The 23,239-nt window shown below is 50.4% G+C and carries 28 protein-coding genes and 1 pseudogene; 19 read left to right on the forward strand and 10 right to left on the reverse strand.

Features of this window, described 5'->3' with window-relative positions:
• The first annotated feature begins 229 nt into the window (after positions 1–229).
• Positions 230–682 carry an SgcJ/EcaC family oxidoreductase gene (locus OGY06_RS02750; RefSeq protein WP_063940811.1) on the forward strand — a complete coding sequence of 151 codons (453 nt, stop codon included), beginning with the start codon at positions 230–232 and terminating at the stop codon, positions 680–682.
• Positions 683–723: 41 nt separating this feature from the next.
• On the opposite strand, the gene OGY06_RS02755 is transcribed toward OGY06_RS02750, so the two are convergent.
• Positions 724–1,368, reverse strand: a complete 645-nt coding sequence (locus OGY06_RS02755; protein WP_004201260.1) for a quinolone resistance pentapeptide repeat protein QnrB9 — start codon at positions 1,366–1,368, stop codon at positions 724–726.
• 94 nt (positions 1,369–1,462) lie between these two features.
• Entirely contained in the window at positions 1,463–2,452 is a 990-nt protein-coding gene (gene pspF, locus OGY06_RS02760; protein WP_161495982.1) for a phage shock protein operon transcriptional activator, read from the reverse strand.
• 155 nt (positions 2,453–2,607) lie between these two features.
• Here pspF and pspA point away from each other — a divergent pair, with 155 nt between their 5' ends.
• The 8 genes from pspA to tyrR all read left to right on the forward strand — a co-directional run bounded on the left by pspA (position 2,608) and on the right by tyrR (position 9,207).
• On the forward strand, positions 2,608–3,276 hold the full coding sequence (gene pspA, locus OGY06_RS02765; protein WP_063940810.1) for a phage shock protein PspA: 669 nt from the start codon (positions 2,608–2,610) through the stop codon (positions 3,274–3,276).
• 54 nt (positions 3,277–3,330) lie between these two features.
• Positions 3,331–3,555: an envelope stress response membrane protein PspB gene (pspB, locus tag OGY06_RS02770; protein ID WP_003020509.1), complete on the forward strand. Its 225-nt coding sequence runs from the start codon at positions 3,331–3,333 to the stop codon at positions 3,553–3,555.
• Positions 3,555–3,914: an envelope stress response membrane protein PspC gene (gene pspC, locus OGY06_RS02775; protein ID WP_003020497.1), complete on the forward strand. Its 360-nt coding sequence runs from the start codon at positions 3,555–3,557 to the stop codon at positions 3,912–3,914. The genes pspB and pspC overlap by 1 nt, the downstream gene beginning before the upstream one ends.
• An 8-nt stretch (positions 3,915–3,922) precedes the next feature.
• Entirely contained in the window at positions 3,923–4,153 is a 231-nt protein-coding gene (pspD, locus tag OGY06_RS02780) for a phage shock protein PspD (protein WP_003833267.1), read from the forward strand.
• Positions 4,154–4,599: 446 nt separating this feature from the next.
• A complete protein-coding gene (pspE, locus tag OGY06_RS02785) occupies positions 4,600–4,917 on the forward strand; it encodes a thiosulfate sulfurtransferase PspE (protein WP_004201265.1) in 318 nt (105 codons plus the stop codon).
• A gap of 142 nt (positions 4,918–5,059) precedes the next feature.
• Positions 5,060–6,457 carry a YcjX family GTP-binding protein gene (locus OGY06_RS02790; protein ID WP_003833262.1) on the forward strand — a complete coding sequence of 466 codons (1,398 nt, stop codon included), beginning with the start codon at positions 5,060–5,062 and terminating at the stop codon, positions 6,455–6,457.
• Positions 6,454–7,515 (forward strand): YcjF family protein, encoded by a 1,062-nt coding sequence (locus OGY06_RS02795; RefSeq protein ID WP_286604633.1) that lies wholly within the window; start codon positions 6,454–6,456, stop codon positions 7,513–7,515. The genes OGY06_RS02790 and OGY06_RS02795 overlap by 4 nt, the downstream gene beginning before the upstream one ends.
• Before the next feature lie 147 nt (positions 7,516–7,662).
• Positions 7,663–9,207: a transcriptional regulator TyrR gene (gene tyrR / locus OGY06_RS02800; RefSeq protein WP_003833259.1), complete on the forward strand. Its 1,545-nt coding sequence runs from the start codon at positions 7,663–7,665 to the stop codon at positions 9,205–9,207.
• Between the two features lie 53 nt (positions 9,208–9,260).
• On the opposite strand, the gene tpx is transcribed toward tyrR, so the two are convergent.
• Positions 9,261–9,767, reverse strand: coding sequence for a thiol peroxidase (gene tpx, locus OGY06_RS02805; protein WP_003020437.1), 507 nt, complete (start codon positions 9,765–9,767; stop codon positions 9,261–9,263).
• Between the two features lie 115 nt (positions 9,768–9,882).
• Between tpx and ycjG the strand changes: the two genes are divergently transcribed.
• Positions 9,883–10,848, forward strand: coding sequence for an L-Ala-D/L-Glu epimerase (gene ycjG, locus OGY06_RS02810; RefSeq protein WP_003833257.1), 966 nt, complete (start codon positions 9,883–9,885; stop codon positions 10,846–10,848).
• On the opposite strand, the gene mpaA is transcribed toward ycjG, so the two are convergent.
• A complete protein-coding gene (gene mpaA, locus OGY06_RS02815) occupies positions 10,823–11,551 on the reverse strand; it encodes a murein tripeptide amidase MpaA (RefSeq protein ID WP_003833255.1) in 729 nt (242 codons plus the stop codon). The genes ycjG and mpaA overlap by 26 nt on opposite strands.
• A gap of 184 nt (positions 11,552–11,735) precedes the next feature.
• On the opposite strand from mpaA, the gene mppA reads away from it, so the two are divergent.
• Complete coding sequence (gene mppA, locus OGY06_RS02820; RefSeq protein WP_003833254.1) at positions 11,736–13,349, forward strand: murein tripeptide ABC transporter substrate-binding protein MppA; 1,614 nt, start codon at positions 11,736–11,738, stop codon at positions 13,347–13,349.
• Between the two features lie 37 nt (positions 13,350–13,386).
• Here the strand turns inward: mppA and OGY06_RS02825 are convergent, their stop codons facing one another.
• Complete coding sequence (locus tag OGY06_RS02825) at positions 13,387–13,950, reverse strand: MarR family winged helix-turn-helix transcriptional regulator (protein WP_003833252.1); 564 nt, start codon at positions 13,948–13,950, stop codon at positions 13,387–13,389.
• Between the two features lie 114 nt (positions 13,951–14,064).
• Here OGY06_RS02825 and OGY06_RS02830 point away from each other — a divergent pair, with 114 nt between their 5' ends.
• Positions 14,065–14,295 carry a glutaredoxin family protein gene (locus tag OGY06_RS02830; protein WP_008784905.1) on the forward strand — a complete coding sequence of 77 codons (231 nt, stop codon included), beginning with the start codon at positions 14,065–14,067 and terminating at the stop codon, positions 14,293–14,295.
• Between the two features lie 66 nt (positions 14,296–14,361).
• Positions 14,362–14,646 (forward strand): Rho-binding antiterminator, encoded by a 285-nt coding sequence (locus tag OGY06_RS02835; protein ID WP_003833248.1) that lies wholly within the window; start codon positions 14,362–14,364, stop codon positions 14,644–14,646.
• Here the strand turns inward: OGY06_RS02835 and OGY06_RS02840 are convergent.
• Positions 14,643–15,413 carry a DeoR/GlpR family DNA-binding transcription regulator gene (locus tag OGY06_RS02840; RefSeq protein ID WP_008784903.1) on the reverse strand — a complete coding sequence of 257 codons (771 nt, stop codon included), beginning with the start codon at positions 15,411–15,413 and terminating at the stop codon, positions 14,643–14,645. The genes OGY06_RS02835 and OGY06_RS02840 overlap by 4 nt on opposite strands.
• A 121-nt stretch (positions 15,414–15,534) precedes the next feature.
• On the opposite strand from OGY06_RS02840, the gene OGY06_RS02845 reads away from it, so the two are divergent.
• The 4 genes and pseudogenes from OGY06_RS02845 to OGY06_RS02860 all read left to right on the forward strand — a co-directional run bounded on the left by OGY06_RS02845 (position 15,535) and on the right by OGY06_RS02860 (position 18,255).
• On the forward strand, positions 15,535–15,918 hold the full coding sequence (locus tag OGY06_RS02845) for a VOC family protein (protein WP_008784902.1): 384 nt from the start codon (positions 15,535–15,537) through the stop codon (positions 15,916–15,918).
• 172 nt (positions 15,919–16,090) lie between these two features.
• On the forward strand, positions 16,091–16,720 hold the full coding sequence (locus OGY06_RS02850) for a carboxymuconolactone decarboxylase family protein (RefSeq protein WP_149335275.1): 630 nt from the start codon (positions 16,091–16,093) through the stop codon (positions 16,718–16,720).
• 32 nt (positions 16,721–16,752) lie between these two features.
• A pseudogene (locus tag OGY06_RS02855) lies at positions 16,753–17,159 on the forward strand (cupin domain-containing protein).
• 43 nt (positions 17,160–17,202) lie between these two features.
• Entirely contained in the window at positions 17,203–18,255 is a 1,053-nt protein-coding gene (locus OGY06_RS02860) for an NAD(P)-dependent alcohol dehydrogenase (RefSeq protein ID WP_149335277.1), read from the forward strand.
• 38 nt (positions 18,256–18,293) lie between these two features.
• Here OGY06_RS02860 and OGY06_RS02865 read toward each other — a convergent pair whose 3' ends face one another.
• Positions 18,294–19,325 carry a mechanosensitive ion channel family protein gene (locus tag OGY06_RS02865; RefSeq protein WP_063940805.1) on the reverse strand — a complete coding sequence of 344 codons (1,032 nt, stop codon included), beginning with the start codon at positions 19,323–19,325 and terminating at the stop codon, positions 18,294–18,296.
• Positions 19,326–19,569: 244 nt separating this feature from the next.
• Here OGY06_RS02865 and OGY06_RS02870 point away from each other — a divergent pair, with 244 nt between their 5' ends.
• The gene (locus OGY06_RS02870) at positions 19,570–19,830 is read left to right on the forward strand and encodes a DUF2534 family protein (protein WP_003020403.1); all 261 of its coding nucleotides are present in this window, start codon (positions 19,570–19,572) and stop codon (positions 19,828–19,830) included.
• Positions 19,831–19,878: 48 nt separating this feature from the next.
• On the opposite strand, the gene uspE is transcribed toward OGY06_RS02870, so the two are convergent.
• From uspE to ogt, 3 genes are all read right to left on the reverse strand, one after another.
• Positions 19,879–20,829, reverse strand: a complete 951-nt coding sequence (gene uspE, locus OGY06_RS02875; RefSeq protein ID WP_003833229.1) for a universal stress protein UspE — start codon at positions 20,827–20,829, stop codon at positions 19,879–19,881.
• Between the two features lie 151 nt (positions 20,830–20,980).
• Positions 20,981–21,733, reverse strand: coding sequence for a fumarate/nitrate reduction transcriptional regulator Fnr (gene fnr / locus OGY06_RS02880; RefSeq protein ID WP_003020397.1), 753 nt, complete (start codon positions 21,731–21,733; stop codon positions 20,981–20,983).
• A gap of 194 nt (positions 21,734–21,927) precedes the next feature.
• On the reverse strand, positions 21,928–22,443 hold the full coding sequence (ogt, locus tag OGY06_RS02885) for a methylated-DNA--[protein]-cysteine S-methyltransferase (protein WP_057067381.1): 516 nt from the start codon (positions 22,441–22,443) through the stop codon (positions 21,928–21,930).
• 225 nt (positions 22,444–22,668) lie between these two features.
• Between ogt and smrA the strand changes: the two genes are divergently transcribed.
• Entirely contained in the window at positions 22,669–23,232 is a 564-nt protein-coding gene (gene smrA, locus OGY06_RS02890; RefSeq protein WP_003833225.1) for a DNA endonuclease SmrA, read from the forward strand.
• Positions 23,233–23,239 lie beyond the last annotated feature (7 nt).

Below are 23,239 nucleotides of genomic sequence, written 5' to 3' on the forward strand. Positions count from 1 at the left end.
ATCAATGCTGAACTATAATCATTCAGGAAGTAGTACACGTTATGTGAGTTGTAATAGCTAAAGTATCTATAATTATTTCAATATGTTAATTCCATTTTTTCTTCATGGCATCTTAATCTTCTCACCCATTTATGGTGATGATTTCCATTGGTTATTAAATGCATTTTGGCTTTGATCCTGGTTATGAACAGTTTTCTGTTGCCATATAACCTCTAATGGAATGAATTGTATGAATAAATTACTGAGCCTTGTTGTTTCACTTGCCCTATTGCCTGGAGCCGTTTTTGCTGCGTCGACTCCAGACTGTGTGAAGGTGAATAAAGCGCAAATCGAAGCGCTATTTGATAAGTGGAACGAGTCATTGAAAACAGGTAACGCGCAGACGGTATCTGAAAATTATCTTAGCGATGCGGTATTGCTGCCTACTGTATCCAATAAAGCGCGTTTAACGGACGCTGAGCGTGTTGATTATTTCGAGCATTTTCTTGCGAAAAAGCCGACCGGGAAAATTGACATGCGTACCATTCGCCTGGGGTGTAATAAGGCGATAGACACCGGTACCTACACATTTACCTTCGCGGACAAATCAACGGTTTCAGCCCGCTACACATTCACTTATACATGGGACGGTAAAGAGTGGAAAATTTCCACACACCACTCTTCAGCGATGCCTGAGGGGTAAAAAGCAGTGCAGGGGGCGGAATATTCACCGCTCCCTGAAGACTAGCCAATAATCGCGATGCCAAGACGTTCCATGAGCAACGATGCCTGGTAGTTGTCCAACTTAACGCCTTGTAAATCAACGCCCCGAATATCTAAGTCACCCAACTCCGAATTGGTCAGATCGCAATGTGTGAAGTTTGCTGCTCGCCAGTCGAAAGTCGAAAACTCGCCGCCGGAGAGATCTGAACCACTGAACGTCGCGCCCAGTACCTGGGCACCCATCCAACGGTTTTCCCACAGCTCACACTTTTCCAGCACGACTTTCGAAAAATTGGCGTAGCTTAGATTTGTGTTAGTGATATATGCGCTGCAAAACCAGGTGCGTGTAGTGATCATATTCATAAAGCTTGCGCCGCGGAAATCTGCGCCTTGTGCGCGGCAGTGGCGAATTTCAATGCCCAGCGCACTGGCATTGCGAAAATCCGCCATGGATAAATCACAGCTTTTAAAAATGGCATCTTTCAGCATTGCACGACTAAAATTGCACCCTTTCTGGCTTTCACGATCATAGAACTGACAGCCGATAAATTCAGTACCACTTAGGTCGGCACCTGAAAAATCACAGTTAAAAAATGTACTATTTTCAATTTTCTCACCGGTGAAACGGTTTCTGTCAATTTTTTCGCCAACGAGTGCCAGAGCCATATTTGTACCTGTTTTTTTATACAGTAATGGCGTCATGGTAAACCCTGATGAGGTTATGCGTCAAATCCGCCAATATGACATCTGCAAATGTGCTTTAAATCTGGTGTTTTTTCAGCAAAGCGCGAAGCTGATGGTAAGTCAGACCCAGTAATTCAGCGGCTTTTTTCTGGTTAAATTTTGCCTGCTGTAAGCTGGTTTGTAGAAAGTCTTTCTCTTGCTGCTGCTGGAATTCACGCAGATCCAGCGGTAACCCTACAGACATCGGTTTAGTTTCCGGCGCCTGCGGCTGCGTAGTGTGGCGGCGGAAGGGGTCAATGATTATCTCATCCAGCGGGTAATCACTGGTTCCATGCCGGTAAACGGATCGCTCCACGACGTTTTTCAGTTCACGAATATTGCCCGGCCAACGGTAGTGGAGAAGCGTTTCTCTGGCCTCGGCACTAAAACCCGGAAACAGAGGTAACCCGATCTCGCGGCACATCTGAATGGCAAAATGTTCGGCCATTAACATAATGTCACTTTGACGCTCGCGTAACGGTGGGAGTTGCACCACGTCAAAGGCCAGGCGATCCAGCAGGTCCGCGCGGAAAGTGCCTTCGCTAACCATGCGAGGTAAGTCGGCATTGGTTGCACAAACAAGTCGTACGTTAACCTGTAATGGTTGGCTACCACCTACGCGCTCAAGCTCGCCATATTCGATAACGCGCAGCAATTTTTCCTGTACCAACATCGGGGCAGTTGCCAGTTCATCGAGAAACAGCGTACCGCCGTCGGCGCGTTCGAAACGTCCCGGATGGCGTTTTTGCGCGCCGGTAAAGGCACCCGCTTCGTGACCAAACAGTTCGGAATCAAGCAAATTTTCGTTTAGCGCCGCGCAGTTAAGCGAAATAAACGGGCCTTGCCAGCGGGTGGAGAGGTAGTGCAGGCGGTTGGCAATAAGTTCTTTCCCGGTCCCGCGCTCACCTATAACCAGTACAGGTTTATCCAGCGGTGCCAGATGAGAAACCTGCTCCAGCACTTCAATAAAGCTGTTCGCTTCACCCAGAAGATTATCTTTGTATCCAGCCATGATGAAATTCACCATTTGTTAGTGTTATTCACCAATTTACGCTAATTAGCCTGGCAGGTAAAATTATATAATTACAATAAAATCAATTATATAAAAAGTTGGCACGCCAAGTGCATTACGAAAACAGCAGGGCATAGCCCGATATCAGAACAGTAAGTGAGGATTACATTATGGGTATTTTTTCTCGTTTTGCCGACATCGTGAACGCCAACATTAATGCGTTGCTGGAAAAGGCCGAAGATCCGCAGAAACTGGTGCGGTTAATGATCCAGGAAATGGAAGACACGCTGGTTGAGGTACGTTCTAACTCAGCGCGTGCGCTGGCAGAAAAGAAACAATTATCTCGCCGTATCGAACAGGCCAGTGCCCAACAGGCAGAGTGGCAGGAAAAAGCAGAACTTGCGCTGCGTAAAGAGAAAGAAGATTTGGCGCGTTCTGCGTTAATTGAAAAGCAGAAACTGACCGATTTAATTGACTCTCTGGAGCATGAGGTGACGCTGGTTGACGATACGCTGGCGCGTATGAAAAAAGAGATCGGTGAACTGGAAAATAAACTCAGTGAAACCCGTGCTCGTCAGCAGGCGTTGATGCTGCGTCATCAGGCAGCGAGTTCTTCGCGTGATGTTCGTCGTCAACTGGACAGCGGTAAACTCGATGAAGCGATGGCGCGCTTTGAATCTTTCGAGCGTCGTATCGATCAGATGGAAGCCGAGGCTGAAAGCCATAACTTCGGTAAACAGAAGTCTCTGGATCAGCAATTTGCTGACCTGAAAGCAGATGATGAAATCAGCGAGCAGCTGGCGCAACTTAAAGCCAAAATGCAGCAAGACAAGCAATAATAACATCTGGCGGCGCCCGAACGCGTCGCCGCTCATCACCTGTAAGGAGTACTTATGAGCGCGCTATTTCTGGCCATCCCGTTAACCATCTTTGTGTTGTTCGTTTTACCGATTTGGCTCTGGCTGCACTACAGCAACCGTTCCAGTCGTGGCGAACTGTCGCAAAGTGAACAGCAACGTCTGGTCGAACTCAACGATGACGCACAGCGGATGCGCGAGCGCATTCAGGCGCTGGAAGACATCCTTGATGCTGAACACCCAAACTGGAGGGACCGCTAATGGGAGGCGTTAACCTGAACAAAAAACTGTGGCGTATTCCGCAGCAGGGCATGGTGAAGGGGGTTTGCGCTGGGATTGCGCATTATCTCGATGTGCCTGTGAAACTGGTACGGATCCTGGTGGTGTTGTCAGTCTTTTTTGGCCTGGCCTTTTTCACCTTCGTCGCTTACATCGTGCTGACCTTTGTGTTGGATCCGATGCCGGACAATGTGGTTTCCGGCGAGCAGCAGCCATCAAGCGGTGAGCTGTTGGATGCCGTCGATCGCGAGCTGGCGGCTAGTGAAAAGCGTTTACGTGAAATGGAGCGTTATGTGACGTCCGATACTTTTTCCTTACGTAGTCGCTTCCGTCAATTGTGAGGACAGAAATGAACAATCGCTGGCAACGTGCCGGGCAAAGGGTTAAGCCGGGCTTTAAAATAGCAGGTAAGCTGGTGCTTCTGACCGCGCTGCGCTACGGCCCGGCGGGTGTAGCAGGGTGGGCGGTGAAGTCCGTCGCCCGACGCCCGCTAAAAATGCTGCTGGCGTTGGTTCTGGAACCGGTGTTGAGTCGGGCTGCGGCAAAATTGTCGAAACGTTATTCAGGTAATCAACCCTGATATTTGAATCAGCAAAAGCAAGCAACAATTAATCAACATTCCCTCAGTTAATTTGCGGCAGCTCACAAATATAATTTTGGGGCTGTCAAAATTCTTTTGGGTCGTTACCACGGGTATTGAAGGTGAACTAAAAAATCTATTTCGCAGGGCATTAATACCCAGGTTTTATATCAGGAAGTCGGTCAGCAATATTTGTGTTTCTATAGTGATATTCTGTAATCCTTTCTCACCTGCAATCAGATTAAATAATAAATTACAGATTTGCTCACCTAATTGTTGGGAAGGAACGTCAAATGCGGGTAGAAAAATCAACAGGCTAACTGCAGCATGGGTAACCTGAGTGACAATCGTCCGCGCCTGCAGACGGTGATAATGCGGTCGCAATATTTTCTTAAGAACTGGCGTATAGTGTAGAGGTAAATCCAACTATCAGTCAGGAAGATATTATGTTGAAAAAAGGTGTATTAGCGTTGGCTCTGGTCATCGGCATGCCGGTTTATGCTGCGGAACATTGGATCGATGTTCGCATTCCTGAACAGTATCAACAGCAGCATATTCAGGGGGCCGTCAATATTCCGTTAAAAGAGATGAAGGCACGTATTGCAGCTGAAGTTCCTGATAAGAACGACACTGTGAAGCTGTACTGCAACTCCGGGCGTCAATCGGGACAAGCGAAGGATATGTTGACTGAAATGGGCTATACGCAGGTGACGAATGAAGGTGGCATCAACCAGATCTCGCTTCCTAAAGTAGAGAATAAATAAGCCGTACGCAGTTCTTCTGCTCTTGGCGGTAAGAATAATGCCGCCAGGAACCGCCCAGGTAGTTGATAAGTAAGAATTGACCCCTATCTTTACTTCCTGTTTGTTATAATTTCTTCGGTTCCTTCAGCAAAACGGGATGGCGATGAAGCGACTTAAAAATGAACTCAATTCGCTGGTTAATCGCGGCGTAGACCGGCATTTACGCCTGGCTGTCACCGGACTTAGCCGCAGCGGTAAGACGGCGTTTATCACCGCGATGGTAAATCAGTTACTCAATATTCATGCCGGTGCGCGTCTGCCGTTGCTCAGCTGCGTGCGCGAAGAGCGTTTGCTCGGCGTGAAACGGGTTCCTCAACGCGATTTTGGCATTCCGCGCTTTACCTATGATGAGGGACTGGCTCAGCTGTACGGCTCTCCGCCGACCTGGCCGACCCCTACGCGCGGCGTGAGTGAAATACGTCTGGCGCTACGCTATAAATCCAATGACTCTTTACTGCGCCACTTTAAAGACACCTCCACGCTGTACCTGGAGATCGTCGATTATCCGGGGGAGTGGCTGCTCGATTTACCGATGCTTGCCCAGGATTATCTGAGCTGGTCGCGGCAAATGACCGGATTATTGCAGGGGCAGCGGGGCGAATGGTCGGCAAAATGGCGGCAGTTATGCCAGGGGCTGGATCCGTTGGCGCCTGCTGATGAAAACCGTCTGGCGGAAATTGCTGCCGCCTGGACGGAGTATCTGCATCAGTGTAAACAGCAGGGCCTACATTTTATTCAACCGGGCCGTTTTGTCCTGCCCGGGGATATGGCGGGCGCGCCTGCGCTGCAATTCTTCCCGTGGCCGGATGTCGATGCCTGGGGGGAATCAAAGCTGGCGCAGGCTGACAAACACACCAACGCGGGCATGTTGCGCGAAAGATTCAATTATTACTGCGAAAAGGTCGTCAAAGGGTTTTATAAGAATCACTTCCTGCGCTTTGACCGCCAGATTGTGCTGGTCGATTGCCTGCAGCCGCTCAACAGCGGGCCACAGGCGTTCAACGACATGCGCCTGGCGCTTACTCAGTTGATGCAAAGCTTCCATTACGGGCAGCGTACGCTGTTTCGTCGGCTATTTTCTCCAGTGATCGACAAGCTGCTGTTTGCCGCCACCAAAGCCGACCACGTCACGGTGGATCAGCACGCCAATATGGTGTCGTTATTGCAGCAGCTGATCCAGGACGCATGGCAAAACGCTGCTTTCGAAGGTATCAGCATGGATTGTCTGGGGCTGGCATCGGTGCAGGCAACCACCAGCGGCTTGATCGATGTGAAAGGTGAAAAGATCCCGGCGTTGCGTGGTAATCGTCTGAGCGATGGCGAACCGCTGACAGTCTATCCGGGGGAAGTGCCCGCGCGTTTACCTGGGCAGGCATTTTGGGACAGCCAGGGCTTTCAGTTTGAGGCGTTTCGCCCGCAGGTTATGGATGTCGATAAACCCTTACCACATATCCGCCTCGATGCCGCGCTGGAGTTTTTAATAGGAGATAAATTGCGATGAGCGAGCCGTTAAAACCGCGTATCGATTTCTCAGGTCCGCTGGACGTGGAACAAAACACGGCGTTTAAAGCACAACAAATGTTCAACGAAACGGAGGCGCAGACTTTTTCTCCGGCGAAAGTGGATGAACCCCTGGAAGACGAAGGTCAGGCGGAGGCCGTCATTGATGCGGCCTTACGCCCCAAACGCAGTCTGTGGCGCAAGATGGTGATGGGCGGGCTGGCGCTGTTTGGCGTGAGCGTTGTTGCTCAGGGTGTGCAGTGGACCATGAACGCCTGGCAGACTCAGGACTGGGTCGCGCTGGGAGGATGTGCCGCAGGCGCATTGATTATCGGCGCAGGTGTCGGATCGGTGGCGACCGAGTGGCGCAGATTGTGGCGATTGCGTCAGCGCGCGCACGAACGTGATGAAGCGCGAGACTTGCTCCACAGCCATGGAACCGGAAAAGGTCGTGCATTTTGTGAAAAACTGGCGCAGCAGGCGGGTATCGATCAGTCGCATCCAGCATTGCAGCGTTGGTATGCCTCAATTCATGAAACGCAGAACGATCGCGAGGTGGTCAGTCTGTATGCCCATCTTGTGCAGCCGGTACTGGATGAGCAAGCCCGGCGTGAGATTAGCCGTTCTGCGGCAGAGTCCACGCTGATGATTGCCGTCAGCCCATTGGCGCTGGTGGATATGGCGTTTATCGCCTGGCGAAATCTACGGCTGATTAATCGCATTGCATCGCTGTATGGCATTGAACTTGGTTATTACAGCCGTCTGCGTCTGTTCCGCCTGGTGCTGCTGAATATCGCTTTTGCCGGGGCCAGTGAGCTGGTGCGGGAAGTAGGGATGGACTGGATGTCGCAGGATTTAGCCGCCCGCTTATCAACGCGTGCCGCACAGGGCATTGGCGCGGGGTTGTTAACGGCGCGTCTGGGCATTAAAGCTATGGAACTTTGCCGACCGCTGCCGTGGATCGATGATGATAAGCCACGACTGGGCGATTTTCGCCGTCAACTGATTGGTCAGGTGAAAGAGACCTTACAAAAAAACAAATCTCCGCGCGAAAGTTAGCTAAAAAACAGGCGCCGATCGTATAACTTTACGCCCCGGCGCCCAATTTTCCAGCGCGCTGTCAATATTTGTTGACAGAGTTCTTCCTGCGAACCAAATACTGTCTTATCATTTACTACATAATCCCTTGTCCTGATGAAGGTTCCTATGCGTTTGGAAGTCTTTTGTGAAGACCGTCTTGGTCTGACCCGCGAATTGCTCGATTTACTGGTGCTGAGAAGCATTGATTTACGCGGCATCGAAATTGACCCCATCGGGCGGATTTACCTTAATTTTGCGGAGCTGGAGTTCACCAACTTCAGCAGCCTGATGGCTGAAATTCGCCGTATTTCAGGGGTTACGGATGTGCGTACCGTGCCATGGATGCCTTCCGAACGTGAACATCTGGCACTAAGTGCGCTGCTTGAAGCGTTGCCAGAGCCGGTCCTTTCTCTTGATATGAAAAGCAAAGTCGAGATGGCGAACCCTGCGAGCTGTCAACTTTTTGCGCACACCCAGGAGCGGATGCGCAACCATACCGCAGCCCAGTTAATCAATGGGTTTAACTTCCAGCGCTGGCTGGAAAGCAATCCGCAGGATTCCCATAGCGAACATGTCGTGATTAACGGGCAGAATTTCCTGATGGAAATTACGCCCGTCCATTTGCAGGGCGAAAATCAGGAGCAGATGTTGACCGGCGCGGTGGTGATGTTGCGCTCCACCATCCGAATGGGACGTCAGCTGCAAAATATGACAACGCAGGATCTCAGTGCGTTTAGCCAGATTATTGCCGTCAGCACCAAAATGAAACACGTCGTAGAACAAGCGCGCAAGCTGGCGACGCTGAGCGCGCCGCTACTGATTACTGGTAATACCGGCACCGGCAAAGATCTCTTTGCTCATGCCTGCCATCTGGCAAGCCCGCGTGCGTCGAAACCGTATCTGGCGCTGAACTGTGCGTCAATCCCTGAAGATGCGGTTGAAAGCGAGCTGTTTGGCCATGCGCCGGAAGGTAAAAAAGGGTTCTTTGAGCAGGCGAATGGCGGTTCGGTTCTGTTAGATGAAATTGGCGAAATGTCGCCGCGTATGCAGACCAAATTGCTGCGTTTTCTCAATGACGGTACGTTCCGTCGCGTGGGAGAAGATCACGAAGTTCATGTTGATGTCCGTGTGATTTGCGCCACGCAAAAGAACCTTGTGGAGCTGGTGCAGAAAGGACTTTTCCGTGAAGACCTCTATTATCGTCTGAATGTACTGACGTTAAACCTGCCGCCGCTGCGCGATTGCCCACAGGATATTATGCCGCTCACCGAACTGTTCGTGGCGCGTTTTGCCGATGAGCAGGGCGTGCCGCGTCCGAAGCTGTCCGCCGATCTCAGCACGGTGTTAACCCGTTACGGTTGGCCGGGCAACGTGCGTCAGCTTAAAAACGCTATCTACCGGGCGCTGACCCAGCTTGAAGGCTATGAACTGCGGCCACAGGATATTTTGCTGCCGGATTATGATGCGGCAACGGTTGCGGTCGGAGAAGAGGTAATGGAAGGGTCGCTGGATGAAATTACCAGCCGCTTTGAACGCTCCGTGCTGACGCAGCTGTATATGAATTATCCCAGCACGCGCAAGCTGGCCAAGCGCCTCGGCGTTTCGCATACCGCGATTGCCAATAAATTGCGCGAGTACGGCCTGAGCCAACAGAAAAAAAGCGAAGAGTAATGCCGTAAATGAAAATGCCTCCATGTGGAGGCATTTTTGTATGCAAACGCAGCTTACGCTTTCAGTACGTCCAGCGCCGCTGTGTAGTCTGGTTCGTTGGTGATTTCATTGACCAGTTGACTGAAGACGACGTTGTCATTTTCATCGATAACAACTACGGCACGTGCGGCCAGACCTTTCAGCGGGCCTTCAGCGATTTCAACACCGTAGTTTTTCAGGAATTCTGCGTTGCGCAGGGTGGACAGCGTGATAACGTTGCTCAGACCTTCCGCGCCGCAAAAACGAGAGTGGGCGAATGGCAGGTCGGCCGAAATACACAGTACGACGGTATTGTCGATTTCTGTCGCCAGTTGGTTAAACTTACGTACCGATGCCGCGCAAACGCCAGTATCGATGCTTGGGAAAATATTCAGCACTTTGCGCTTGCCTGCAAACTGGCCCAGCGTAACGTCAGACAGGTCTTTAGCCACAAGGGTAAAAGCCTGAGCTTTGCTTCCAGCCTGAGGAATGGAGCCGGCAACTGCAACCGGGTTGCCCTGGAAATGAACGGTTTGTGACATGGTTATCTTCCTGTTTACATATAGTTAACGTCGAGGCTAGTTTATGCCATCAACAGTTAACACGGCAAACGCTATTTGCGGATATCCGCTTCAGGGACTGCATTAAGGAAAACAAATGAGAACAGTTAAGGTATATGAGGAAGCCTGGCCGCTGCACACTCCCTTTGTCATCGCCCGTGGGAGCAGGACCGAAGCGCATGTGGTTGTCGTCGAATTGACAGAAAATGGCGTCACAGGTATTGGCGAGTGCACACCGTACCCGCGCTACGGTGAAAGCGATGCCTCTGTCCTGGCGCAAATTATGAGCATTGCGCCACAACTGGAAAACGGACTGACGCGTGAAGAGCTGCAAAAGCTGCTGCCAGCAGGGGCTGCGCGAAATGCCGTAGATTGTGCGTTGTGGGATCTGAGTGCGCGTCAACAGCAGACGTCGCTGGCGGAATTGGTGGGAAGTGAACTGGCGGAAGTGGTGACGACGGCGCAAACCGTGGTGATTGGCTCGCCGGAACAAATGGCCGCGAGCGCGGCTGCGCTGTGGGGAAATGGTGCGAGACTGCTGAAAGTTAAACTGGATGCTCGCTTGATTAGTGAGCGGATGGTTGCCATTCGTGCGGCTGTTCCTGACGCCACGATTATTGTCGACGCCAACGAATCCTGGCGGGCAGAAGGCCTTGCGGCACGCTGTCAGCTGTTGGCTGATCTAGGGGTGGAGATGCTGGAGCAGCCGCTGCCGGCTCAGGATGATGCCGCGCTGGAGAATTTTGTGCATCCGCTGCCCATCTGCGCAGATGAAAGTTGCCACACTCGCAGTAGCCTGAAAGCGCTGCACGGACGCTATGAAATGGTCAATATCAAACTGGACAAAACAGGCGGTCTGACGGAAGCACTGGCGCTGGCAACGGAAGCCCGCGAGCAGGGATTTGCGCTGATGCTGGGCTGCATGCTGTGTACCTCCCGGGCGATCGGTGCGGCGTTGCCGCTTACGCCGCAGGTTAACTTTGCCGATCTTGATGGCCCGACCTGGCTGGCCAGCGATGCGGAGCCAGCCCTGCATTTTACGACCGGGCAGCTCCATCTCTAGGGTGCCAGCGCAGCAGATTGGACATGGCCAGCAGGTATTTTTCGCTCGCTTCATCCGATGAAATGGGCGGAAATTCGGCGGTTATGCAGTGTAAATTCAGGTCTGCGCACCAGCTCCCAAAAGAGCCGGGCGTTTCATAACCTACGCTGGTGACCAGAGGCAATTCAAACGACTGTGCCAGCCACGAACCCAGCTCGCTGCTTCTGGGATCTTCAATACAGGCCAGTGGATCGTGGAAAGAGACTACCCAGGCGGGATGAATTCGGTGAATAAGCTGACACAACGCCTGGGTTTCTGGTTCCGAACCCGGACTTTCGCCGGTCAACAACACCACATCACGCTCTTCTGCACTACTGTTCCAGCGATACACCGTTTCGCCCGCTCTCCAGTTTGCGGCGGGAAAATTACGGTTCAGATCGACGCCGTTCGCATTTGCGCGCAGCCCAAGCTGGCAACCGTCAGGGTTTACGGCCAGCACCACATGGTGGCGACGCAGGGAAGGGTTAAGCGTACGCAATGCGCAGGAAAGGGTAACGACCGAGGAGTTTTCGTCGCCGTGCGTTCCCGCCAGTATCAGGCCGCTTTCACGATCGGCTGCCAGTGCAGGAAACCAGATTAGCGGTGCGCCTAACAAGGAGCGTCCGTAATGTTCGGTTCCAGGTGGGAATGCGCCGCGCTCGGCACGGGGACGGGTAACGGTCATAGTCATCTCTGAATGCTTGGATTGTTACTCGCAGTGTTGTGCAAAATGTATGGATAATCAAATCGTTTTCACACACTTATCTTTTCAGGTGTAATATCACTTTCTTGTCGGAAGTTAATTGCATTTCCTGCTGGCGATACAAATAATTACACATTCACTTAGTAGCCGGAATTGAGGGTACCTTATGCAGCATTCTGTTTCAGTAACCTGTTGTGCGTTGTTGGTTAGCAGCATTTCTTTATCCTGGGCTGCTGATGTTCCCAGCGGAACGGTACTGGCAGAGAAACAAGAACTGGTGCGTCATATAAAAGACGAACCGGCGTCGCTTGATCCGGCAAAAGCCGTTGGGCTGCCTGAAATACAGGTGATTCGTGATCTATTTGAAGGGCTGGTCAACCAGAATGAGAAGGGTGAGATCGTGCCTGGCGTCGCTACCCAGTGGAAGAGTAACGATAACCGCATCTGGACGTTTACGCTGCGCGACAATGCGCGATGGGCGGATGGTACGCCAGTAACGGCGCAGGATTTTGTCTATAGCTGGCAGCGTCTGGTTGATCCAAAAACGCTGTCGCCGTTTGCCTGGTTTGCTGCGCTGGCGGGTATTAATAATGCTCAGGCTATTATCGATGGCAAAGCCACACCTGATAAACTTGGCGTTAGTGCTGTCGATGCACGGACATTGAAAGTTCAACTGGATAAACCGCTGCCCTGGTTTGCCAATCTGACGGCGAGTTTTGCATTCTATCCGGTACAAAAAGCCAACGTTGAGAGCGGCAAAGAGTGGACCAAACCAGGCAATCTGATTGGTAACGGCGCCTATGTGCTCAAAGATCGCGTCGTAAACGAAAAACTGGAAGTGGTGCCGAACACGCATTATTGGGACAACGCCAAAACAGTGCTGCAAAAAGTCACCTTCCTGCCGATCAACCAGGAATCAGCTGCGACCAAGCGCTATCTTGCTGGTGATATTGATATTACCGAGTCCTTCCCGAAAAATATGTACCAGAAACTGTTGAAGGATATCCCGGGTCAGGTTTACACCCCGCCGCAGCTTGGTACTTATTATTATGCCTTCAATACCCAGAAGGGACCGACTGCCGACTCACGCGTGCGCCTGGCACTCAGCATGACTATCGATCGTCGTCTGATGGCGGAGAAAGTTTTGGGTACCGGTGAGAAACCAGCGTGGCATTTTACGCCGGATGTAACGGCAGGATTTGTGCCGGAACCTTCACCGTTTGAGCAAATGAGTCAGGAAGAGCTGAACGCGCAGGCGAAAACGCTGCTGCGCGCGGCGGGCTATGGCCCGCAGAAACCGCTTAAACTGACGCTGCTGTACAACACCTCAGAAAATCATCAGAAGATTGCTATCGCAGTGGCTTCTATGTGGAAGAAGAACCTCGGTGTTGACGTAAAACTGCAGAACCAGGAATGGAAAACGTATATCGACAGCCGTAATACCGGTAATTTTGATGTGATCCGCGCCTCGTGGGTGGGTGACTACAATGAGCCTTCTACGTTCTTGTCGCTATTAACATCGACCCATACGGGCAATATCTCCCGCTTTAATGATCCGGCGTACGACAAAGTGTTGACCCAGGCAACTCTGGAGAATACAGAGAAAGCGCGCAATGCCGATTATAACGCCGCGGAGAAAATTCTGATGGAACAGGCACCTATTGCGCCGATTTATCAGTATACCAACGGGCGTTTAATTAAACCGTGGTTGAAAGGATATCCGATTACTAACCCTGAAGATGTGGCCTATAGCCGCACAATGTATATCGTTAAGCACTAACAGAGATAATGGCTGGTGTGATTTTGCATCAGCCATTTTATGTTTCCGGCGGCTGATGCTCCCGGCAAATCAGCAATGAATCTTCTTCACTCAATCTCTCTTTCGTCAGATTACAAAATCCCTGACCATCAATTTTTTGGTGGAACCGACAGCTATGGCAAAGACCAAAGCCAGGCACATTGTTGGTCCTCTGGATCCCACGTAACAGTTCTAACAGCAGCTCTCTGAGCACGATCGCCCGTTCACCCATTGCCGATTCACCCTCCACTAAAAACGTGGGGGGCAGCAGGGCTTCAAGTAAGGTATTGGCCGACTCACTTAAGTGTAGATGGACGCTACGTTTATCACGGTCATCCGGCTTGCGAACAATCAACCCTTTGTTTTCCAAAAGCTTCAGCGATTGCGACACGGTACCTTTGGTGAGACCAAGGTAGTCTGTCACGCCAAGCGGCGTATTGGAATAACGGTTGCAACGGGCCAGATACATTAACGCGCTAAGTTGTACTGGCTGGAGATCCGCCAGTAAAGGGTGCTGGCGAAACCACATCCTTGTCAGGCTGGACAGCCGGTCAAGTACGTCGAAAAGTGACATGTCGGGCATAACAAATCCTCCTCGGCATATAGTATCGATTAAAAACTATATTGACAAAGGATAAAAGCAGCGTAGCATGAATTATAGTGTCGAATCGATACTATAATTCAAAGGAGATGTATCATGACTAAAGCTCGTTTCTATCATGCAGGTTGCCCGGTTTGTGTTTCCGCAGAACAGACACTTCTGCAGCATTTGTCTGCGGATGTTGAAATCGATGTGGTTCATCTGGGAGAGCAACCTGATCGGGTTGCTGAGGCTGAAGTGGCTGGCGTGAAATCTGTTCCGGCGCTGGTGATTGACGGCAATGTGCTGCATATTAATTTCGGCGCTCCCATTGAAGCGTTGAAATAGCTGGAAAGTTCGGGAAGTTGCGTTGGCGATTTCCCGAATATACAAGACGTTGGGGAAGATAGCGTGATGAAAACGACCGAAGAGTATCACCCGATAGATTGCGATCTTCATGATTATCTGGAAATCGCCTGCATGTACCACTATTGGTTGCACATTGAACTAACAGATGGCACATGTTTTGATGCTAAAGCGCTGACGACGTGTACCACAGTGGAAAAAGAAGAATTTCTGGTAGTGGAGCAATCTGAAAATCAGCAAAAAATCCGTCTGGATTATCTGTCAGCGATCACCGCGCTGACGCCAGGAGCGACGTTTAGCACAGTAAATTTTCAGCGAGCCTACCGCGGTTAGACGGTATAAATTCGAATGTCATGTGCCTGGAACGCTGTGGCGTACTCTTTGCTGATGTTGTCCTCTACAACAATCACATCGATATTGCTGCTTTCGGTCACGACATATCGGGCGACGGCTGGGATTTTTTCAGCCGTTAGCGCGACGATGGTTTCATTACATTGTTTTATCACCGCTTTTTTGAACTCACAATCCGCATAATCAAATCCCGTTAAGCCGGATTCAGGCGACATCGCGCAGCCGCCAATAAATCCCTGATCGAATAAAATGTCCTGCACTTGTGCGATGGCGGAAGCTCCCACGCACCCACCTGAAGATCTCTGCACCACGCCACCCAGCATAATGACTTCAAACAGCGGTTTTTTTAGCAAAACGGCGGCAATCTCCGGCGAATTTGTCACCACGGTTAACGCCAGTTCGGCGGGCAGAGCTTCTGCCATTGCGAGATTGGTGCTACCCGTGTCGATAAAAATACAGCTTCCAGATTTGACCAGCCTGGCACATCTCTGCGCGATGTTGCTCTTTTTGGCTACATTAATACTCTTGCGCACGTCGATGTCTTCGGATTCAGGGAGTGTAATGACCGCGCCACCATAAACTTTTTTACACACGCCATCTTTGCTCAATTCATGCAAATCACGACGAATTGTGTGTTCAGAAACGCCTAATCGGTTAGCGAGTTCAGAACAAATGACCCTGCCGTTTTCTTGCAGGATCTGAAAGATAAGCGCCTGACGCTGTTCCGGGAATGCGGCGTAATCGAGCATAGATACTCCAGGTGAAATAAACATCGAGCAATAGAGTGCATGATCGTGCATTATGATTAACGATGTCAACATCCCTTACAGGGGGCCGTACTATTCTGGATACAATGGGAAGAGGTTCGCTATGAAGATTGCGCATATGGCGTTATGGACACAGGATCTCGAGCAGCAAGCTCGCTTCTGGGTATCGTTTTTTGACGGCAAGATCAACGAGAAATACCGCAGTAAAACCAATCCTGGGTTTGAATCTTATTTTGTCAAAATTGGCGAGGAAATTGCGATTGAGTTAATGACCAAACCGGGTCTTATCGGGCAGCAACCTGACAATAATCGTTGCGGATGGGTACACCTCGCCATTTCTGTTGGCGGCAATGAAAATGTTGATGCCATTGCAATGCAAGCGCAGGAACAGGGGATATTAGTCTCAGGTCCGCGTACTACTGGCGATGGTTATTACGAAGCGGTGATAAAAGATCCTGACGGCAATTTAATCGAGATTGTGGCGTAAGTCTTCAATCAGCTACCTGCAAATAAAGAGTACCTGCTACTGATTATTGATGAGCACAGCTCATAAGTTTGTCCTTCTTTTCCTCTCTAATCACCGACACGTCGAGTCTCTATAATTTTACTGTTTTCAGCCCCCGGTGGTGCAATGTTGCCACCGTTTTGGAGAGTCGAATATGCAATACCAACTGGATGCCAGACAACAGGCAGTCATCCCCATTGCGGCATTCACTGCCACAGGACAGATGGAAAAGTTGGACGTCGCGCTCAACGCCGGACTGGATGCGGGACTCACGCTCAGTGAAGTAAAAGAGATCCTGCTACAGCTCCACGCATACTGCGGTTTCCCTCGCAGCCTGAACGGTCTGTCCTGCTTTATGTCGGTGGTGAAAAGTCGAAGCGAGAAAGGGCTTTCAGACGACGAAGGTAGAACGGCCACGCCGCCACCTGCAGACTGGAACAGTGTTCAGGCTGGGAGCCTAACTCAGACACAACTGGTTGGACAGCCTGTAAGCGGTCCGCTGTTTGACTTTGCTCCCGCTATTGATGTCTGGCTTAAAACGCATCTGTTTGGCGATATTTTTCAGCGAGATGTACTCGACTGGCAGGACCGTGAATGGGCGACCGTTTCGGCGCTGGCCGTTCTGGGCGGCGTTAACAGCCAGCTGAAAAGCCATTTTGCGATATGCCTTAACATCGGGATCCTCCCTGAGCAACTCAGTGAGTTTATTACGATACTCGAACAGCACTGTGGAGCCGGGATTGGGGAAAATGCCCGTACGGTTCTTGATGAATGTCTGGCATGAACACCGCGGACATTATCCATACTGGAGTGACTATGAACGAACAATTTGATGGTAACAGCGTCTTTCCGCGTGGAGAGAAAATGAAGCGTATGCGAAGTATTTCACTGGCGACAGCTATCTGACCATGCTCTCCATGGAAGGCGTGGTAATTGGCAATGTCGCATTTGAACCGGGTTGTCGTAACTTCTGGCATGTTCATCATGAGGGCGGACAGATATTGCTGGTGACCGGTGGCAGAGGTTGGTATCAGGAGTGGAATAAACCGGCACGTGAGCTGAAAACCGGTGATGTCGTGCACATTCCGGCGGGAATGAAACACTGGCACGGTGCTGCGCGTGATAGTTGGTTTACTCATATCGCTGTGGAAATCCCGGCCCCTGGCGCGTCGAACGAATGGCTGGAACCGGTTAGCGATGCTGAGTACAACCTGCTGCCCTGAACTATGCTGGTTCTGGTAACACCTAATCCCTGAGGAGATCTCAATGGTCATGAATGTGAAGGGTTATGCTGCTCTGGCGGTGAAAGAAGATTTAGTCCCCCATAATTTTGTTCGTCGCGATCCGCGTGAAGATGATGTGGTTATCGATATTTTATACAGCGGTGTATGCCACTCGGATATTCACAACGCCTACAACGATTGGGGCGGTGCTAAATATCCGATGGTACCAGGGCATGAGATCATTGGCCGCGTGGTGCATGTTGGTAAGTCGGTAACAAAATTCAAAGTGGGCGATCTCGCAGGGGTCGGCTGCATGGTTGATTCGTGCCAACACTGTAGCGCCTGCGAGCAGGGGCTAGAGCAGTATTGCGAAGAAGGTAACACGCTAACGTATAACGATATCGACCGTCATGACGGTCTGCCTACTTTCGGCGGCTATTCTGACAAAATTGTCGTTACCGAAAAGTTTGTGGTGAAGGTCCCTGAAGGGATCGATTTACTCGGTGCGGCGCCGCTGCTTTGCGCCGGGATCACAACATGGTCGCCTCTGCGCCACTGGCAGGTAGGCGAGGGCAGTAAAGTCGCGGTTGTCGGTCTGGGGGGACTCGGGCATATGGCAATAAAACTTGCAAATGCGCTGGGCGCGGAAGTTACGCTGTTTACGCGTTCACCGGGCAAAGAAGCTGATGCCAGACGTTTGGGGGCCAGTCACGTTGTGCTTTCCACTGACAGTGAACAGATGAAAGCGACAGCGAATCAGTTTGATCTGATTATCGATACTGTGCCCTACGTTCATGACCTGAACCCTTATATCCCAACCCTGGCGCTAAGCGGTACGCTGGTGTTGGTTGGTTATCTTGGTGCGTTGGATCCATTTCTGAATACGGTTCCCCTGATCCTTGGGCGTAGATCCGTGGCGGGTTCAGTTATCGGCGGTATTGCCGAAACGCAGGAGATGATGGATTTTTGCGGTCAGCATGGTATTACCGCCGATGTCGAGGTGATCGATATTCAGGATATTAATCGTGCCTGGCAGCGGATGTTGAAAAGCGATGTGAAATACCGCTTTGTAATTGATATTGCCTCATTGAAATAAGTACAAAAAAGACGCGAATTTCCGCGTCTTTTCTTTTGTTAGTGTGTCGATGGCGATGTTTCAGGATTATCCATATACAGCGTCTGGCTGGGGAACGCAAAGTCGGCGCCGTTTGCCTGGACTATCGTGATAATCTTTAAATAAACGTCTTGCTGTACCGCGAGCCATTCCTTCCAGACGGTGGTTTTCGTGAAGCAATACACCATGATATTCAACGATGAATCGGCAAATTCATTAAAATAGACCAACAGAGTTTGTTTCTGGTCTATTCCTGGATGGCTTTGCAGCATTTCTCTAACCGACTCAACAACGGCACCGACTTTATCGGCATCCTCATATCGTAACCCGATCACCGTTTTAATTCGCCGGTTGGTCATGCGCCCTGGGTTTTCTACGCTGATGGAGGAGAAAATCGAGTTTGGCACATACAGTGGACGATGGTCGAAGGTGTTTATTTTAGTCATTCGCCAGCCAATTTCTGCCACCGTGCCTTCAATATTGCGGTCCGGGGAGCGGATCCAATCGCCTATGCTAAACGGTCTGTCGAAATAGAGCATAATGCCTGAGAAAAAGTTGCTCAGAATATCTTTCCCCGCCATACCCACTGCGATACCACCAATACCGCCAAAGGTTAACAGGCCGGATAAGCTCATACCGAAGTGTTCGCCATACAGTAAAATGATGGCAACCACGATGGTAATCTTGATGATACGCGACAGGATCCTCGCGCTGGTGATATCTCTGCCTTTATTAATCTGCGTCTTTTCAAACTGATTAATCACCAGAAAAAGTTTGATGGTCAGGATCAACGCAATCAACGAGGTGCAGATAAAGTCGACCACGCTGGGGGAGATAAATTTCAGGCTGTAACTTTCGATAACGTTATTAGCAATGCTGCCAAACGTCCCAATGATAATGGCATAGACAAAAAATTGTGCGGCATGAAATATGAATCCTTTGCAGCGACGCTCTCCACGATGATACCAGACGCTCATCAGGACCAGCGCGGCACAGCAGCTAAGAATTACCGTCAAATTAAACGCATTATTCATAAACAGTTCAGCGATCATGATTCTTCCTGGCAACTCCGTGTTAGCTAAATATCATCTGACATCCTAATCCCCAGATATTTTACCCAGTTAAGGAGGTCAGATCATTAATCAAAAGGAGAGATAAATAATGCAATCAGCGCTATTTTCAGCGAAATAACGCTGACGTCAACTCTGTATGCGGTTTATGTAGCAGACAGTCAGTTGATGTCATGGTATTGTTAGCGCAAAGTAACAAGGTTTTCATCTGCAAAAGGACAGTACTATGATCATGGCTAAGCTGAAAACAGCGAAGGGACGGAAGTTTCTGTTGTGCCTGCTTGGAGTGTTTATTATCGCAGCGTCGGTCGTGACGCGAGCGACGATCGGTGGCGTTATTGAACAGTATGACATTCCGCTATCCGACTGGACCGCTTCAATGTACGCCATTCAATCTGCAATGATTTGTGTCTACAGCATGGTGTTTACGATTCTGTTGGCTATCCCGCTTGGTATCTATTTCCTCGGCGGTGAGGAGCAACACTAGGCGTTTAAAATGCCGGATGATATCGCCATCCGGCATTTCATTGTGTGGTTAATCGTCTTCTTCGTCGTCCAGTTCAACTGGTGTCTGATATTCATCCGGCTTGATGACCAGCAGGTCACAGCGTAGATGATCGATAACCTGTTCCGCGGTATTACCAAGAAACGCAGCAGAAATACCGGTACGTCCGACGGTCCCCAATACCACAATACCCGCCTGCAAGTGCTCGGCTAAATCAGGAATGACCTCTTCAGGTAAGCCTTTTTCAACGTGCGTCACTTTCTCATCAATACTGAATTTCTGGCGTAGCGCCTTCATGGCCAGCAGGTGCTGTCCACGAATTGCGTCGTTATAAACGCTGGGATCAAATTCAGGCAGTTCAATCGCGATGTTGATTGGTGTTACAGGGTAGGCGCCAACCAGATGCACTTCGGTATGGTTAACCTGTTCTGCAAGCTGTAGCGTCTCCTTGACCAGTTTTTCATTGAGCGCGTTGTGATAAGCCTCTTCACTGGCGAGGTTTACGGCAACCAGTGCTTTACCCCCTTCAGGCCATGGCTGGTCTTTCACCATCCATACCGGACTTGGACATTTACGCAATAAATGCCAGTCGGTTGGCGTAAATATTACGGCTTCGAGGCGGTCGTGTTGGTGCGCCATCTTGAGGACCAGATCATGCCTGGCACTGATGACTTCCTGGATGATGGCTTCAAAGGGTCGGTTATGCCAGACCACTTTAATCTCCAAAGGGATCCCTGCTTCGATGTAGTATTTCGCTTGTTCACGTATCCATGCAGTTCGCTGGCTGATGACCCCCTGACGCATTGCCGTACGCTCATCAGGCGACAGCAGGGTAGTCATCTCATAGGAAAAGTCATAGATCGGCAAAAAGGCTTTAATTTTGCCACCAATCCGTTGATGCAAATAAACAGCTCGCCGTAATGCTGGTTGATCGTCCTGGTTAGGGTCGATGACGACCAGCATATTTTTATACATAGCCATACAGGGTCTCCTTACAACTGTCATCGCAGTTTGTAACTAAAAGAGTAACCCAATAATGTAGATTGAAACAGGGAATAACCTCCTGCCAGATCAATAAATCGGGAAAATTTAGCGATTTGACAGAAGGATAACTGAGAGGCTTGCGGAAAGATTACGCAACGTTACGCGTGTGGCCGGCAAGAACTGCCAGCGCGTCGCTGTTCTCAATAGTGATATATTTGCCTTTCACCGCCAGCATGCCGCTTTTCTGGAAACGACCCAGCAGGCGGCTGATGGTTTCAACCGTCAGACCGAGGTAGTTACCGATGTCGCCACGGGTCATGGTCAGGCGAAATTCACGAGGCGAGAACCCACGCTGGGCGAAGCGACGAGACAGATTGTAGATAAAGGCCGCCAGGCGCTCTTCAGCGTTTTTCTTCGACAGCAACAGGATCATATCCTGATCGCCTTTGATTTCGCCACTCATCAGACGCATCATCTGCTGACGCAGGTTCGGCATCTTACCGGACAGGTCATCAAGGGTTTCGAAAGGAATTTCGCATACCATTGAGGTTTCCAACGCCTGAGCAAAGCTCGGGTGATGACCGCTGCCAATGGCGTCAAAACCTACCAGGTCACCCGCCAGATGGAAACCGGTAATTTGCTCATCGCCTTGTTCGGTAATGGTGTAGCTTTTTATCGTTCCGGAGCGGATAGCATAGAGTGATTTAAGCTCATCACCTGCTTTAAAGAGCGTCTGCCCTTTTTGGATAGGCTTTTTGCGCTCGATGATGTTATCGAGCTGGTCAAGCTCATGCTCGTTAAGTGTGAACGGGATGCAAAGCTGGCTGATGCTGCAATCCTGGCAATGGATAGCACAACCGCCAGACTGAATGCGCCGTATAATTCGCTTTTCCGGGATCATAGGTCTGCTCAAGCCGTAATTGATATTTGTCAATTTTAACATCTTTTTGGTGAGCACGTAAGCCTGAGCTACTCCCAATAGAGAATAATTCAGGCATAACTGGAGCGAATGTTTGTATCTGCTTGATTAACCACACTTAATTTGGGGTCGCATTATGCGGAAGTGTGATGAATAAGGCATTAATTGCCTGGAATCTAGAGTAGCAAATAACCTTCGTGGCGCAATAACCACTCTTTTCGTTGTACGCCGCCGGCATATCCGGTCATGGTGCCGTTACGTCCAATGACGCGATGACAGGGAACCACAATGCTTACTGGATTGGAGCCATTAGCTGCGCCGACGGCTCTTGCAGCGCCGGGGCGTCCCAACTGTTCGGCCAACTGACCATAATGCATGACCTGCCCGCAGGGGATAGTGCGTAATGCTTGCCAGACTTCACGCTGGAAAGGCGTCCCAGCGGTTGCCGTTTCCAGCGTGTCAATGATGCTGAGGTTTCCGGCAAAATACTCAGAGAGTTTGTCGCTTAATCCACCAGGATTTTTGGCGGCAATGCGCTGATAACCTTCTGTACGGTAATGAATATCAAGCAATTGTTCCATGCGATCGCTGTGCTGATCCCATTCCACTGCGCGCAGGCGAAATTGCTCATCACAAATAACCCACAGCGGGCCCAGCGGCGTGTCTATGGTGTCTTCCAGTAAGTTAAGCATCCGTTTCTCTCATTACAGCATTCAAGCGAGGCTACACATTATCACGCCTGTGACCGTCGCAGCTATACCCCTAAAAACGGATATCAACTTGCCGTGAGTAGATCGGTTCAGCGCGGTGGATCCGGCTAATTATTGGAAATAACCGTAAACCGTTACCGGTATAGTTGTCGGTATAATAGTGCGCGGTTATGATAATGCTCGTCGCAATATGCTGGAGGATGAAACATGAACCTTGATGATGCATCGCTGTTTCTTGACGCAATGGGGGATGTTCAACCGCTGAAAAACCATGCCGATGTGCACTGGCAGCCCATGCGCAATCTTCGCACTCCGGCGCGTGTCGATACGCTTCAACTGGATAATTTTCTCTCGACGGGATTTCTCGATATTGTCCCGTTGAATGTGCCGCTCGAGTTTCGTCGCGAAGGTTTACAGAACGGCGTGACCGACAAGCTGCGAAACGGAAAATACCCGCAGCAGGCGAGTCTCAATCTTATTCGCCAACCTGTTGAAACATGTCGCCAGATGCTCTTTAGCTTTATTCTGCAGGCGCAGCAGGAAGGGTTGCGTAACGTGTTGGTGATACACGGCAAGGGACGTGACGATAACTCCCATGCCAATATTGTTCGCAGCTACGTGGCGCGCTGGTTGACGGAATTTGACGATGTGCAAGCATACTGCGCCGCACTGCCGCATCACGGCGGCAGCGGGGCATGTTATGTGGCATTGCGTAAAACCGCACAGGCAAAACAAGACAACTGGGAGCGTCACGCTAAACGTAGTCGCTGAACGACGT

It is taken from the genome of Citrobacter sp. Cpo147, assembly GCF_030332405.1.
Classification (GTDB): domain Bacteria; phylum Pseudomonadota; class Gammaproteobacteria; order Enterobacterales; family Enterobacteriaceae; genus Citrobacter; species Citrobacter portucalensis.

What these genes read in the sequence shown, in the direction of transcription:
- OGY06_RS02830 (WP_008784905.1), top strand. Translation starts at nt 14,065, where the DNA reads ATGACTAAAGCTCGTTTCTATCATGCAGGTTGCCCGGTTTGTGTTTCC.
- OGY06_RS02755 (WP_004201260.1), bottom strand. Translation starts at nt 1,368, where the DNA reads ATGGCTCTGGCACTCGTTGGCGAAAAAATTGACAGAAACCGTTTCACC.
- OGY06_RS02840 (WP_008784903.1), bottom strand. Translation starts at nt 15,413, where the DNA reads ATGCTCGATTACGCCGCATTCCCGGAACAGCGTCAGGCGCTTATCTTT.
- pspB (WP_003020509.1), top strand. Translation starts at nt 3,331, where the DNA reads ATGAGCGCGCTATTTCTGGCCATCCCGTTAACCATCTTTGTGTTGTTC.
- fnr (WP_003020397.1), bottom strand. Translation starts at nt 21,733, where the DNA reads ATGATCCCGGAAAAGCGAATTATACGGCGCATTCAGTCTGGCGGTTGT.
- tyrR (WP_003833259.1), top strand. Translation starts at nt 7,663, where the DNA reads ATGCGTTTGGAAGTCTTTTGTGAAGACCGTCTTGGTCTGACCCGCGAA.
- tpx (WP_003020437.1), bottom strand. Translation starts at nt 9,767, where the DNA reads ATGTCACAAACCGTTCATTTCCAGGGCAACCCGGTTGCAGTTGCCGGC.
- uspE (WP_003833229.1), bottom strand. Translation starts at nt 20,829, where the DNA reads ATGGCTATGTATAAAAATATGCTGGTCGTCATCGACCCTAACCAGGAC.
- OGY06_RS02870 (WP_003020403.1), top strand. Translation starts at nt 19,570, where the DNA reads ATGATCATGGCTAAGCTGAAAACAGCGAAGGGACGGAAGTTTCTGTTG.
- OGY06_RS02750 (WP_063940811.1), top strand. Translation starts at nt 230, where the DNA reads ATGAATAAATTACTGAGCCTTGTTGTTTCACTTGCCCTATTGCCTGGA.
- pspC (WP_003020497.1), top strand. Translation starts at nt 3,555, where the DNA reads ATGGGAGGCGTTAACCTGAACAAAAAACTGTGGCGTATTCCGCAGCAG.
- mpaA (WP_003833255.1), bottom strand. Translation starts at nt 11,551, where the DNA reads ATGACCGTTACCCGTCCCCGTGCCGAGCGCGGCGCATTCCCACCTGGA.
- OGY06_RS02795 (WP_286604633.1), top strand. Translation starts at nt 6,454, where the DNA reads ATGAGCGAGCCGTTAAAACCGCGTATCGATTTCTCAGGTCCGCTGGAC.
- OGY06_RS02835 (WP_003833248.1), top strand. Translation starts at nt 14,362, where the DNA reads ATGAAAACGACCGAAGAGTATCACCCGATAGATTGCGATCTTCATGAT.
- OGY06_RS02790 (WP_003833262.1), top strand. Translation starts at nt 5,060, where the DNA reads ATGAAGCGACTTAAAAATGAACTCAATTCGCTGGTTAATCGCGGCGTA.
- OGY06_RS02825 (WP_003833252.1), bottom strand. Translation starts at nt 13,950, where the DNA reads ATGCCCGACATGTCACTTTTCGACGTACTTGACCGGCTGTCCAGCCTG.
- smrA (WP_003833225.1), top strand. Translation starts at nt 22,669, where the DNA reads ATGAACCTTGATGATGCATCGCTGTTTCTTGACGCAATGGGGGATGTT.
- OGY06_RS02850 (WP_149335275.1), top strand. Translation starts at nt 16,091, where the DNA reads ATGCAATACCAACTGGATGCCAGACAACAGGCAGTCATCCCCATTGCG.
- OGY06_RS02865 (WP_063940805.1), bottom strand. Translation starts at nt 19,325, where the DNA reads ATGATCGCTGAACTGTTTATGAATAATGCGTTTAATTTGACGGTAATT.
- pspA (WP_063940810.1), top strand. Translation starts at nt 2,608, where the DNA reads ATGGGTATTTTTTCTCGTTTTGCCGACATCGTGAACGCCAACATTAAT.
- ogt (WP_057067381.1), bottom strand. Translation starts at nt 22,443, where the DNA reads ATGCTTAACTTACTGGAAGACACCATAGACACGCCGCTGGGCCCGCTG.
- pspF (WP_161495982.1), bottom strand. Translation starts at nt 2,452, where the DNA reads ATGGTGAATTTCATCATGGCTGGATACAAAGATAATCTTCTGGGTGAA.
- OGY06_RS02860 (WP_149335277.1), top strand. Translation starts at nt 17,203, where the DNA reads ATGGTCATGAATGTGAAGGGTTATGCTGCTCTGGCGGTGAAAGAAGAT.
- OGY06_RS02845 (WP_008784902.1), top strand. Translation starts at nt 15,535, where the DNA reads ATGAAGATTGCGCATATGGCGTTATGGACACAGGATCTCGAGCAGCAA.
- pspD (WP_003833267.1), top strand. Translation starts at nt 3,923, where the DNA reads ATGAACAATCGCTGGCAACGTGCCGGGCAAAGGGTTAAGCCGGGCTTT.
- mppA (WP_003833254.1), top strand. Translation starts at nt 11,736, where the DNA reads ATGCAGCATTCTGTTTCAGTAACCTGTTGTGCGTTGTTGGTTAGCAGC.
- ycjG (WP_003833257.1), top strand. Translation starts at nt 9,883, where the DNA reads ATGAGAACAGTTAAGGTATATGAGGAAGCCTGGCCGCTGCACACTCCC.
- pspE (WP_004201265.1), top strand. Translation starts at nt 4,600, where the DNA reads ATGTTGAAAAAAGGTGTATTAGCGTTGGCTCTGGTCATCGGCATGCCG.